This window comes from Bacillus sp. NPDC060175, assembly GCF_042728695.1.
In the GTDB taxonomy this organism is placed as follows: Bacteria; Bacillota; Bacilli; order Bacillales; family Bacillaceae_G; genus Bacillus_A.
On the sequence record NZ_JBHWYR010000004.1, the window covers coordinates 165,309 to 178,033 of the forward strand.

A 12,725-nucleotide genomic window follows, 5' to 3' on the forward strand; every position below is an offset into this window, starting at 1 on the left:
TTTTCCTATGTATGCTTATTTAATTGCACCTTTTGTTAATCCTTGTTGCAATTGCTTTTGCCCTAAAAATAATAAAATCAATGTTGGAATTACGATAACAGTGACGCCAGCCATTACACTTCCCCAATCAGTTGCAACTTCTTGAGACTGGAGCTGCTTCACACCAATTTGAACTGTTCTTACTTTTTCATCAGTGGTCACTAAGAGTGGCCATAAATACATATTCCATGTTGTTAAAAAGCTATATACTCCAAGCGTAATAAAACTCGTTTTACAATACGGAATTACAACGCTGAATAAAAACCTTACATTTCCAATTCCTTCAATAAAAGCAGCTTCTTTCAGTTCATTCGGAAGTGTCATAAAATGCTGACGTAGTAAGAAAATACCGAAAGCTGTTGCAAAAAATGGTACTGTCATCCCAGCAAAACTATTGATCCATCCGAAGTTTTGAATCGTTAAAAAGTTTGGTACCATCGTTGCTTCCCACGGAATGAGCATCGTTGAAATAAACAAGAAGAAAATAAAGTTCCTTCCTTTAAACTGAAGAAAGACAAAAGCATAAGCTGCTAAGCTTGATACGATAAGTTGTCCAATCATAACAACTGTCGATACAATTAAACTGTTATATAAGTATGTAAAAAGCGGTACTTTTTGAAAAATATTAATGAAATTATCGAAAGTAAATTGAGTCGGAAATAACCTTCTCATTTGAATATCATCTGGTGTCATAAAGCTTATTAAAAACGCATAGAGTACAGGAAAAAACACCATTACCGCACTAATAATGAGCAGCATGTATAATAGGAAATTTTGTTTCCACTGTTTAACGATCATTTATAATGCACCTTTCTCTCTGCAAACTTGAATTGAAGTAATGTAGCAATGAAAATGAAAACAAATAATACCATCGCTTGTGCACTTGCCGTCCCAAATTGATGATTCACAAATGCCTCTTTATAAATCGAGTACACAATTAAATTCGTTGCATCATTCGGTCCACCATGTGTTAAAATATCGATTTGCCCAAAGCTTTGGAATGCACTAATTAAAGTTACTGTTACGATAAAAAATAAAGTTGGTGATAACATCGGTAATGTAACGCGGCGTAGCTTATATAAATAGCTAGCGCCATCTATAGATGCACTCTCATATAAAGACGTATCAATATTTTGTAAACCACCTAATATAACTAAAAATGCAAATCCTGTATTCACCCAAACAGTTGTAACAGATACAGAAAACAATGCCCAGCCCGGACTCGTTAACCATGCAATTGCAGGAAGATTCATAGAGGCTAATATATTATTAAATAGCCCTACGCTTGGATGGAATAAAAATAGCCAGATTACTGCACTAGCAGCTACTGATATCCCCATCGTTGAAGAAAAGAGCACTCGGAACAACCCAATACCTCTTACTTTTTCATTTGCAATTAATGCAAGAAATAAAGCAAATACAATACTAGTAGGCACTGTATATAAAACAAATAATAAAGTTGACTTTACACTTTTGTAGAAAGCAGGATCAGAAAATAAATATTGATAATTTTCTAGGCCCACAAAAAGATTTGCTTCTCCGTGTATATCTGTTAAATAAAAACTATAGTAAATCGTCCTAAACAATGGATAGAACAGAAAAATTGAAAATAGCAAGATGGATGGTGCTAGAAATAATAATCCCGTTCTTAACTCTTTCGTTCTGCCCCATAAATTCTTCTTTTTTAATACTTTTGTTTGAACTGGTAACTTGCCTACTTCAATCATTATTTCGCCACCACTTTCAACTCTTCTTCAGCTACCACTTTTAATCGTTCATTCGTATTTTGGTGAAAGAAGCATAGTTTTTCTTGCGAGAATAATAATTTTACCTTGTCACCCTTTTTCAACAGCAACTGTCCAACAACTTTTGCACTCCAAGTTGCCCCATTTATCGTAAAGTTTAATATCGATTCATTCCCTAACACTTCTACAGATTGCAGCGTAACTTCTTGTCCTTCCTCAGACAATGCAATATGCTCAGGACGCATGCCTATTCGAATTGTTCCTTCTGGTAATTGCTTTAACTGTCCAATAGATAATGGAATTTGCAATTGCCCTATATGTAATACGCATTTTTCTTTATCCACTTCTCCATCATTTATATTCATAGAAGGAGAACCTATAAAACTTGCAACAAATTCGTTTGCTGGTTCGTTGTATATATCAAGCGGTGTTCCAACTTGTTGTATACTTCCTTTATTTAAGACCATGATACGATCTCCCATAGTCATCGCTTCTATTTGATCGTGAGTAACGTAAATCATCGTAATTCCTAGTCGTTGCTGAATTTCTCTAATTTCAATCCTCATTTGCGCACGTAATTTCGCATCTAAATTCGAAAGTGGTTCATCCATTAAACAAATCGGTGCTTGACTCACGATCGCCCTGGCAAGCGCAACACGCTGTCTTTGCCCGCCTGATAATTGGCCCGGTTTCATTTTCACATACTCTTTCAGTCCTACCATTTCAATAGCATCCATTAATCGCTTTTGTCGCTCTTCTTTTTGTACCTTCCTTACCTTAAGTCCAAATAAAATATTTTCTTCTACAGTTAGGTGTGGATATAATGCATAATTTTGAAATACCATTGATAGATTACGGTCTTTCGGCTCTAAATCATTTGCAACACGTTCATTAATCATTAAATCTCCCGAAGAGATTTCTTCTAAGCCAGCGATCATTCGTAGTAATGTACTTTTTCCACATCCCGAAGGTCCAACTAAAACAAAAAATTCTCCCTTCTTAATATGAACCGATACGTCTTTAACCGCTGTCTCTTCCGCATTTTTATATACCTTTGAAACATCTTTCAATTCGATCACAAGGTTGCACTCCTTTTTTCTTCTCGTATCCATACTTCATAATGACTCGTTGAAATCGCACTTGCTCCTGCACGAATCGCAATTTCCGCATCTTCCCGCGTTTGAATCAATCCACCTGCAATAATGGGAAATTCTATTTCCTCTGCTAGCTGTTTAATGATAGAAGGCATAATTCCAGGCATAATCTCTACCGCATTCGGTTTAGTCGTTTTACAATTTTCAATTGATTTTGTAAGAGATAAAGTATCGACAATAAAAATTCGTTGAATTGTTTTTAATCCAATTTTATTGGCATTTCGAATTGTCGAACCTTTTGTTGAAATAATACCTTGTGCTCCGATAACATCTTGAATATACAAAAGGGCTTCCTCTGTGTTCGTATTTAAGCCTTGTATAAAATCACAATGAAGAAATACATCATGTCCATGTTTCTGTAATTCGTATACACGCTCTGGTAGCTCCAGCATTGAACCAGTCATAAGAAAAACTGTTTTCGGTAATTTTTTATATGCTTTATACCCTTTCCAATCCTTTATCATCGCGATATAAGGTTCTTTAAACATTTATTCCACCTAGCTTTTCTATTTTTGTCCAAACTAAAAACACCTACTTACATAGAACACCTTTCTCCTTATTTGAACTCTAGGGAATAGAGCACACCTAAGAAAGTGGCACGTTATATGTAAGCGGGTGTTCTCAAATGTTCTCTACCCTAGTTATTTTGTTACCTTTACTATATTACGCATTTATTAAGTCAGTTTTGATAAATTGTTAATTAGGTGTTAATCGAATGTAAATATTCACCACATCATTTTTTAAATCAATCTATATATACGAATATACTTCAACAAAATGCAACAATGTTTGAAATTCAATCCATATGTAAGTTCATGCCATAATTAATGAGCTTTAGTTTTCTTGCCACTGCTTGCGAAGCAAAGTTATCCCAAGAAGTACTATAAAGCGGAATGCGCTTTTCCTCTTGTATTGATATTGCCCAGGCTGTAACGACATCAACACCATATCCATTCCCTTGAAACTCCGTTAAAGTTTCCACACTTGCCTCAGCAGCTACGGGCGTACTTCTGGCACTGCAACATATAGAAACTACCTTTTCATTTTTTACAATTGCAAAATAAGGTTGCCTCCATTCCATCTGTTCTATTAGATTAGGAAAATTTTCTCGCAAAAGCTCTTTATTCTTCTCTGTTATTTGTATCGTTCTAGTTGGCTTATGTAAATTATTAGGGAACATGAAAGCAGGACCCATCCAAATATTCTCCACCGTTCTCTCTTCATTTAATACTTTCATGATCTTTGCTATCTCTATGTGATTTGAACGTTCTCGAATTAATTTCTCAATCTTACTTATCATTTCACCATCCAGATTACAATGATATCTCGTTATATCCCCTTCACGAGTTTTGCCAAGAAAAAAACGTGGTGCTTTCGGATTTCCCTGTTCATTTACACTCTTTATTCTTCCTACTTGATTATGAACAAATAAAACCTCTGCCTGAATTGCTATTAACTCAAGTTCTGAAAATTGCATTTATACCCTCCTTTACCATCCATTCATACTCTATTTTTGATGTTCAAAACAAAAATCCCATTTAAATACACATTACTGAATCAATCATACTAAAATGACTTCTTCATTCTGTCTATCTAAATGGGATTATTTCACACTCTTTATTCCTTCGTCTTGTTATTCCACCGGTTGTGGTTGCGGCTGCACTACTTCATTCGCTCCAGCTATCCTCAACATATTCGCAATATCTTTAAAACCTCTTTTTTCAGCATATTGCAGCGGCGTAATATTTTCCTTATTGGCCATATTTACATCTGCCCCGTGGTCAATAAGCATTTGAATTACTTTCTTATGGCTTTCACTACCATTTCCCAATACAATTGCTTCTAATAAAGCTGTTCCACCACGTTCATTCTTATAATTCACATCAATATCTGTATGCTCTAATAATTCTTTAACAACCTCTACATGACCACGCTCAGATGCAGAAATGAGTGCTGTGCCACCTGACTTAGTCGTTTCTTTCGTATTAACTCCTGCATTAATTAATACTTTTACAATATCCGTATACCCTTCTCTACTTGCATAAAGGAATGGATTGCTTTGTTTCTCATCTTTGACTTCAATATTAGCACCTGCACCAATTAATGCTTTAACTGTCTCTACATGATTTTGGTACGTTGCTGCAAGGATAGGCGTTTCTCGGTTGTCACCTTCTACGTTTATATTCGCTCCATCCTGAATTAGCTTCATAGCTGTCTCTGTGTCTCCAAGAGTCGCTGAAAGTAACAACTGTTTGTCCATTAAATTTATACTTTTTTCTTCTTTAACTTCTTCTTGTTCTTTATGCTTTTCTTTTTTCTTTTCGTTTTTCACATGAACCGGTTTCGATTCTGCTTCTTCTTGCTTATCGCAAGCCACTACCGTCATTAAAAGTCCTAATAACATACATAATAAAATTTTTTGTTTTCTCACAACTACAGCTCCTATGAAAGATAATGTTTTCTTAACCATTCCTCCATCACATACAATAACTCTTCTTGAGTACATTTATCCATAAGCCCTTTATATTCCTTCTTTAATCGGATTATCTTAAGCTTATACTATGTTTCTCAACCTATTGGAATGATACGCCTGATGGCCTCATCATTAACATTATGAAGCAATTAGTTTAGCACGTTTTTACCGCATTTGTATACATTTCTAAAAAGTACATAAATGATTGCTTTAGGTTACTATATTCCATTGTAACCGTTCTTCTGAAAATTTTACACCTTTTCTATATTTGCACCTGAGTAATAATAGAAAAGGACAACCATACATGGCTGTCCTACATTATAAATACTTCTTCACTTTAATGAGAATGCCCACCGGTATTCCCTTTTGTTGGTTTCCCCATCATCTCTTTATTCATTTCCCATTTATGCTTAGATAGCTCTTTATACGAAAGAACTTTCCCCTTATAGTTAGATACAAAGCTCTCTGCATCTTTTTTATTTTTAAATGAAATGACATTATAAGCCATTGGTGTCGTTATTGTTTTATCATATACGTAAGTGGCATCTTCTAACGAAATCCAATCTTTCGAATCATAATCTCGAACAAATTTTTCTTTCGTCTTTTCACCTGAATTAATCTCCATCCATTTATACATACAACCAATATCATCAAACTTTAACGCTTTTCCATTTTCTAAAATGATTTCTGTTGCAAATTGATTATCCGTTACCCCAATTTGGCAAATATCACACTTATCATGTTTCTCATCAATTGCCACAGCTGTTGTTTCCTTTTTCCCACATCCCACTATCGTAAATAAGAAACATAAGCATATAGCAAGTGCGACATATTTTATCCTCATCAATATTCCTCCCTAAAAACCGTACTCCACAAGGAGAATATCAAAAACTTGTGTGGGATTTGTGAAAAAACAATGTGCTTTTTGTAATATAGGAAACAAAAAAGATGTGTAGCTATTTCTACACATCTCTCATCATTCACAGCCTGTAATTAATAAATCATCTTCTAACTTAACTAATAATGTATCTGTATTAATTTTCTGCCCAACTTCTACATTTACTAATCTTATATTTCCACTGATACCGACCGCGACTTTTTCAAGCTCACCGTTATTTTTTCGGATCATCATTAATTTTTCCCACTCATATACGTAAGAAGATTCATTAACAAAAATCTCTTCTATTTTCCCCTCATAAGAACTATAAACTTCTTCTATTCTCGTTTCCATTCAAAATCTACTCCCTACTTCGCACTTCACTATTTTCACCTTATTCTATCATTCTTGTTAGAAGTAAATTATATTTTTAAAAATTCAAAATTACCTTCGTGAACAATATGACCAAAATAAAAATTATGCTTCTAATGGTTTTATTTTTCAAATTATTTACCATTTGAATAGATGCTTTTATGATAAACAAAAAACCTTATTCTGAATTTTTATTTTATTTTGAAAGCGTAATCATTTTTTTGAGGGGGAGATCAAATGTTAGCTCTACTTGGGTTTGCAATGGTATGTGTCTTTATGTTTTTAATTATGACGAAACGTATGTCAGCATTAGTAGCATTAATATTAATTCCAATTACTTTCGCATTAATTGGCGGCTTTTATGCAGACATGGGTCCTATGATGTTAGAGGGCATTCAAAAATTAGCACCTACCGGTATTATGCTTATGTTTGCCATTTTATATTTTGGAATTATGATTGATAGCGGTTTATTCGATCCTGTCATTAGTAAAATATTAAAATTTGTAAAAGGGGATCCTTTAAAAATTGTTGTCGGTACAGCTATTCTTACTATTATCGTTTCATTAGATGGGGACGGAACAACAACGTATATGATTACTGTTTCCGCAATGTACCCATTGTATAAACGTCTCGGAATGAATCCACTTATATTAGCTGGGGTTGTTATGTTAGGGGCAGGTGTGACAAATCTTACACCTTGGGGTGGACCAACTGCTCGAGTTATGAGTGCACTTGGACTAGATGCATCAGAGCTCTTTACACCACTTATACCAGGAATGATTGCTGGTGCAATTTGGGTAGTTTTCGTTGCCTACTATCTTGGAAAAAAAGAAAGAAAACGTTTAGGCATTATGGATGTACAATATTTAAAACAAATGCAAACAATGGATGAGCAAGCTGCAACAGTAGAAGCTGCCGTGCATAAACGCCCTAAACTTCTATGGATTAACTTTTTATTGACCGCTACATTACTTGTCTGTCTCATACTAGAAGTTATGCCTTTACCTGTTCTCTTTACAGTCGCTTTCGCTATTGCTGTTATGATTAACTATCCAAACTTAGAGCAACAAAAAGAACGTATTGCCTCTCATGCAGGAAACGTATTGGCAGTTGTTTCTCTCGTATTTGCTGCTGGAATTTTCACTGGCATTTTATCTGGAACAAAAATGGTAGATGCGATGGCTCAAAGTGTAGTAACTCTTATACCAGATGCTCTTGGACCACAATTGCCAATCATTACAGCTCTTCTTAGTATGCCGTTCACATTTTTCATGTCCAATGATGCATTTTACTTCGGGGTATTACCTATTTTAACGAAAGCTGCTGCCACTTACGGAATTAGTGCAGCTGAAATGGGACGTGCTTCCCTGCTCGGTCAACCCGTTCACTTATTAAGTCCACTCGTTGCTTCCACTTATTTATTAGTCGGAATGGCAAAAGTTGATTTTGGTGAACACCAACGCTTTACTTTATTGTGGGCTGTTGGAACGACAATGGTTATGTTGATTACTGGAATTTTAATTGGAATTATTCCAATATAAGACGCGAAAAACAGTAGAGAAAATGCAATCCTCTACTGTTTTTTGTTATGAAGAACCAAGAAAATACCTTCTCTCCGGTCTCCCTACACTTCCATATATAAGCTCTGCATGTACTTTCTTTCCAGATATTAAATACTCTAAATAGCGCCTCGCTGTTGATCGACTTACCCCAACCATTGAGCTTAACACTTCTGCGGTAATTCCTTCTTCATTAACTGTTAACATGTGCTTTTTTATTTTTGCTAAAGTTAAAGGATCTATCCCTTTCGGGGCATATTCTATTTGATTTCCCTTCACGCCCCTTTGAGACCATAAATATTCAATTTGTTCTGTAGATAATTGATTATTTTTCTTTAACTGCACAATCTTTTTTTGGTAACTTTCCAAACTCGCTTTAAATCGGTCAAACATAAGTGGCTTTACGATATAATCTGTTACTCCGCCTCGTAAAGCATGTCGTACTACATCTGTTTCCGACGCAGCTGTAATCATAATAATGTCTGTATCATGTAAATGATGCCTAATATATGTGACAAGTTCCGTTCCTTGCATATCAGGTAAGTATACATCTAATAAAACGAGCTGTGGCTTCACAAATTCTAGCCATTCTTTCGCCTGTTCCCCAGTCGTTGCTGTTCCAATTACTTTAAACCCCTCAATTTTTTCAGTAAAACGACGATGAATTTCCGCAATCCGAATATCATCTTCTACAATCAATACTTCAATCCCCTCAGTCATTACAATTCGCCTCTCTCTTTCGGTAATGCAATGATAAATAACGCACCACCTAAATCCCCTTTTTCGATTGCAATACTTCCATTTAAATCTTCCACTAGCTCTTTCACTTTTGCTAATCCATATCCACGTTTTCCTCCCTCTTTCGTCGAAAAACCTTTATAGAATATGCTAGTAATTATTTCATCGTGAATTCCGTGTCCTGAATCTTCCACTTCAATTAATATTTCTTCTCCAATATCCGTTACAAACATTCTAACTCTCTTGTCATACTCTTGATTTTTTTCAATTGCTTCAAATGCATTCGTAATTAAATTTCCCAGTATAGAAACAACATAATTACTATCAATATGCGGACTTAACTTTTCTAAACTACTTTCTCGATCTAACACAAAATCAATCTTCAATTCTCGTGCCCTATTATAGAATCCTATTAAAATTCCACCTAGCCACGGATTTTGAATTCGCTTCATAATAAATTGAACAAAATCTTGATATACCGCCGTTTCCTTATGAATAAGTTCTAAGGCATCTTCATATGACTCTAACTGAATAAGACCTGAAAGCGTATACAATAAATTGTTATATTCATGTGTTTGTGCCCGTAACGCCTCTGTATATTGCTTCGTCTGAGACAATTCTGCTGTTAACTGATCCATTTCAGATTTCAAACGTAAACTAGATACGACGCCAGTTACTTTATTATTTACTTTAATAGGTAGACGATTAGCAATAACAGCCTGCCCTTTTATATTTAATTGACGATCAAACTGTTCTTCACCAGTTTGAAGTACATCCAGTATGGATGAATTAGGAATTATATTTAAAATAAATGATCCAATGATATTTTTTTGTTTGTCTAGCGAAAGAATATCGTAGGCTGCTTGATTGACTAAACTAATCATGCCCTTTTTATCAATTACGATAATCCCTTCTCGTACAGATTGAATCACTGTACTATGCTCTTCATATAAAGATGAAATTTCTTCTGGTTCCATTCCAAACATCATTCTTTTTATACTTCCCGCTAAATATATAGAGCCGATTATCCCAATTAACAGACCTATTACTGTGATCCAAAACACACGCTTCCCATACACTTCTACCGCTTCATGAATATCATCCATTGAAAATCCAACAGATACTACGCCAATAATTTCATTATCCTGATTACGGATTGGAACTTTTCCGCGTAACGACGGTCCTAATGATCCCGTTGCTTTCGAAACGTATGATTTCCCTTCTAATAGAACTCCTTGGTTATCTCCACCAACCATTGCTTCTCCTATTTTATCTTTCTTAGGATGTGCATAACGAATCCCTTCTTTATTTCCAACCACAATAAAATCAGCATCTGTATCAATTCGAATTTTTTCCGCAATCGGTTGAATAATAGAAGCTGGATTTTCTTTTTGAAAAGCTTCCCCGATTTCTGGTATAGCGGCAACTGTTTTCGCGACATGCAAAGCCCTTTTACCAATTTGCTCTTCTACTGTTTCAGATAATATATAGTAAAATAAATAACTTGTTAGCATAAGCACAACAAGAATAAGTGTACTAATAGTTAATGTAATTCTCGGTTGTAGTTTTAATTTTTTAAATTTCAAAACCATTCCCCTAACATGAATAAAGATAGAATTTAAAGAAAATACAGTTTTTTTATCATTGCACTTAATCATAACACGGTTACTACATATTTCTTTATTTTTATCTCCATAAAAAAAAACGAGGTAGAACCACTACCTCGTTTCTTAATTTTGTTATTATACTTTAAACTTACCGATCATCTCTTGCAATTCTTCTGCCATTTGCGATAAATGAACTGCTGCTCCATTGATTTCATCTACTGAAGCTAATTGTTCTTCAGAGGAGCCAGCAATATTTTGAACACTTGCTGCATTTTCTTCAATCGTAGCTGCAATTTCATTAATAGATGCACTTACTTGTTTTGCATCTACCGTCATTTGTTTCGCTACTTCTACCATACTATCAATTTGTACAACTGTATCATTTGTAGATTTCAATATTTCTACAAAGCTTTGCTTCGTTTCATTTGCAACTACAAGTCCTGATTGTACCTCTGTCCCAACTTGATTCATAGAGCTTACAGTTTCTTTTATATCAAATTGTATCTCTTTTACTAGCTTACCAATTTCCGTAGAAGACTGTCCCGATTGTTCTGCTAATTTCCGTACTTCATCTGCTACAATTGCAAAACCTCTGCCTTGCTCTCCAGCTCTTGCAGCCTCAATTGCAGCATTTAATGCTAATAAGTTTGTCTGCTCTGCAATATGTTGAATCACTTCTAGAATAGCACCAATTTGTTTCGACTTGTCATCTAATAAAACAATGACTTTATCTGACTTTGAAACAGACTCATGAATTAATTGCATTTGATTCACAGTTTGTTGAACTAACTTCCCACCATCTTCAGCTTTTTTCTTCGTATACATAGAAGCTGTTGATACTAATGAAGAACTATCAGCAACACGCTGAACTCCTTCTGTAACTTCTTCTAATAATGTCGCTCCTTCTTCAACTTCTCTCGTTTGTATTTCAGCCCCACTCGACACTTGCTCTATAGCTTGTGTAATTTGTTCTGTCGCTTCACTTGTCTGCTTCATGCTAGCTGTTAATTCTTCTGAAGATGCTGCTACATGACTTGCTGAAATATTTATATTGGAAATGACATTATGTAATGATGATGCCATCTCATTAAAACTTTCTCCTAACTGCCCAATTTCATCTTTAGAATGAACTGTAATAGATTCTGTTAAATCACCTTCACTAATTTTCCTAGATGATATAACAAGTTGTTTTAACGGTTTAATAATAGAAGCAATTATGAAGTAAATTAAAACCCCACCAATCATTAATGAGATACCAATAACAGTTATTGTTTTATAGAAAATAGGTTCAGCCGCTTGAATAATTTCTTTTGAAGGCATAATCCCTGCTATTTTCCATCCGGTTTGCTTATTTGTTTTAAAAGTGATATTGCGGTCCTCGCCATCTAATGAAAATTGAAAATCACCTGTTTCTTGTTTATACAGTTCCTTTCCAAGTTTCTCTTCTACCTTTTCCCCTGGCTTCAGCGTTGGATGTGCTACCACATTTTTATCCTGATCAAAAATTGCAACATACCCTTCTTTACCGATATTAACCATTTTCGAAGTATTTACAATATCATTTATAATTAAATCAATACCGAGAACGCCACTTTTATCCTCATTTTGTTTTGCTATTGTAACAACAATATTTCCTGTCGTTTTTGATTTATATGGAGCCGTAATAATTACTTCTCCATTTTTTTTCACTGCCTCTTTATACCAATCTCTTTCTGCAGGATTATACCCTTCTGGCATTTGAATTGCCGGTGATTGAATAAATTGCCCATTACTAGATCCAGTATATATTGCTTCCATTTCTGGATGTAATTTATTATATTCTTCTAATTTATTTTGCACGTTTTGAAGTTGATCTGCTTGATAACTCGCTCCAGTGAATAATTTTGTAAAATATGCTGCATCTACTTTCTTACTATCTAATTCTTTATTAATTACATTATTTAAAATCTTCACGTTATCTTTTGCTGATTGCAAAATTGTTTCATTAAAATTTGCCTTCGCCTGCTGATAAGACGTCCAGCCAATTATAATACTTGGTACAATTAAAATAATAATAAATGACACAAGTAACTTTGTTTTTAAACTACTACTCCTTAATTTTCCTTGAAACATATTTCTGCCCCTCCATACCGTTTTACATGCAATAAATTATAATTAATC

12 protein-coding genes and 1 pseudogene are annotated in these 12,725 nt (G+C 34.6%); 1 reads left to right on the top strand and 12 read right to left on the bottom strand.

Going from position 1 to position 12,725, the window contains the following annotated elements:
- Window positions 1-15 precede the first annotated feature (15 nt).
- From ACFWDE_RS03910 to ACFWDE_RS03945, 8 genes are all read right to left on the bottom strand, one after another.
- Complete coding sequence (locus tag ACFWDE_RS03910) at window positions 16-837, bottom strand: carbohydrate ABC transporter permease (RefSeq protein WP_377890213.1); 822 nt, start codon at window positions 835-837, stop codon at window positions 16-18.
- Window positions 834-1,766, bottom strand: a complete 933-nt coding sequence (locus ACFWDE_RS03915; RefSeq protein ID WP_377890215.1) for a carbohydrate ABC transporter permease — start codon at window positions 1,764-1,766, stop codon at window positions 834-836. The genes ACFWDE_RS03910 and ACFWDE_RS03915 overlap by 4 nt, the downstream gene beginning before the upstream one ends.
- Window positions 1,766-2,863: an ABC transporter ATP-binding protein gene (locus tag ACFWDE_RS03920; protein ID WP_377890217.1), complete on the bottom strand. Its 1,098-nt coding sequence runs from the start codon at window positions 2,861-2,863 to the stop codon at window positions 1,766-1,768. Before ACFWDE_RS03920 ends, ACFWDE_RS03915 begins: the two co-directional genes overlap by 1 nt.
- Window positions 2,860-3,426 carry a glycerol-3-phosphate responsive antiterminator gene (locus ACFWDE_RS03925; RefSeq protein WP_377890219.1) on the bottom strand — a complete coding sequence of 189 codons (567 nt, stop codon included), beginning with the start codon at window positions 3,424-3,426 and terminating at the stop codon, window positions 2,860-2,862. The genes ACFWDE_RS03920 and ACFWDE_RS03925 overlap by 4 nt, the downstream gene beginning before the upstream one ends.
- A 308-nt stretch (window positions 3,427-3,734) precedes the next feature.
- Entirely contained in the window at window positions 3,735-4,415 is a 681-nt protein-coding gene (locus ACFWDE_RS03930) for a GNAT family N-acetyltransferase (RefSeq protein WP_377890221.1), read from the bottom strand.
- A gap of 156 nt (window positions 4,416-4,571) precedes the next feature.
- Window positions 4,572-5,444 (bottom strand): ankyrin repeat domain-containing protein, encoded by an 873-nt coding sequence (locus ACFWDE_RS03935; protein ID WP_377890223.1) that lies wholly within the window; start codon window positions 5,442-5,444, stop codon window positions 4,572-4,574.
- Window positions 5,445-5,748: 304 nt separating this feature from the next.
- Window positions 5,749-6,255 carry a nitrous oxide reductase accessory protein NosL gene (locus ACFWDE_RS03940; protein WP_377890225.1) on the bottom strand — a complete coding sequence of 169 codons (507 nt, stop codon included), beginning with the start codon at window positions 6,253-6,255 and terminating at the stop codon, window positions 5,749-5,751.
- A 132-nt stretch (window positions 6,256-6,387) separates the two neighbouring features.
- Window positions 6,388-6,642: a hypothetical protein gene (locus tag ACFWDE_RS03945; RefSeq protein ID WP_071743842.1), complete on the bottom strand. Its 255-nt coding sequence runs from the start codon at window positions 6,640-6,642 to the stop codon at window positions 6,388-6,390.
- Between the two features lie 255 nt (window positions 6,643-6,897).
- Here ACFWDE_RS03945 and ACFWDE_RS03950 point away from each other — a divergent pair, with 255 nt between their 5' ends.
- Window positions 6,898-8,202, top strand: a complete 1,305-nt coding sequence (locus ACFWDE_RS03950) for a CitMHS family transporter (RefSeq protein ID WP_377890228.1) — start codon at window positions 6,898-6,900, stop codon at window positions 8,200-8,202.
- 45 nt (window positions 8,203-8,247) lie between these two features.
- On the opposite strand, the gene ACFWDE_RS03955 is transcribed toward ACFWDE_RS03950, so the two are convergent.
- From ACFWDE_RS03955 to ACFWDE_RS03970, 4 genes and pseudogenes are all read right to left on the bottom strand, one after another.
- The gene (locus ACFWDE_RS03955) at window positions 8,248-8,940 is read right to left on the bottom strand and encodes a response regulator (RefSeq protein ID WP_377890230.1); all 693 of its coding nucleotides are present in this window, start codon (window positions 8,938-8,940) and stop codon (window positions 8,248-8,250) included.
- A complete protein-coding gene (locus tag ACFWDE_RS03960) occupies window positions 8,940-10,544 on the bottom strand; it encodes an ATP-binding protein (protein WP_377890232.1) in 1,605 nt (534 codons plus the stop codon). Before ACFWDE_RS03960 ends, ACFWDE_RS03955 begins: the two co-directional genes overlap by 1 nt.
- Before the next feature lie 156 nt (window positions 10,545-10,700).
- Complete coding sequence (locus ACFWDE_RS03965; RefSeq protein WP_377890240.1) at window positions 10,701-11,648, bottom strand: methyl-accepting chemotaxis protein; 948 nt, start codon at window positions 11,646-11,648, stop codon at window positions 10,701-10,703.
- A pseudogene (locus ACFWDE_RS03970) lies at window positions 11,643-12,677 on the bottom strand (HAMP domain-containing protein); the annotation flags it as partial. The gene ACFWDE_RS03965 and the pseudogene ACFWDE_RS03970, both read right to left, overlap by 6 nt.
- Between the last annotated feature and the right edge of the window lie 48 nt (window positions 12,678-12,725).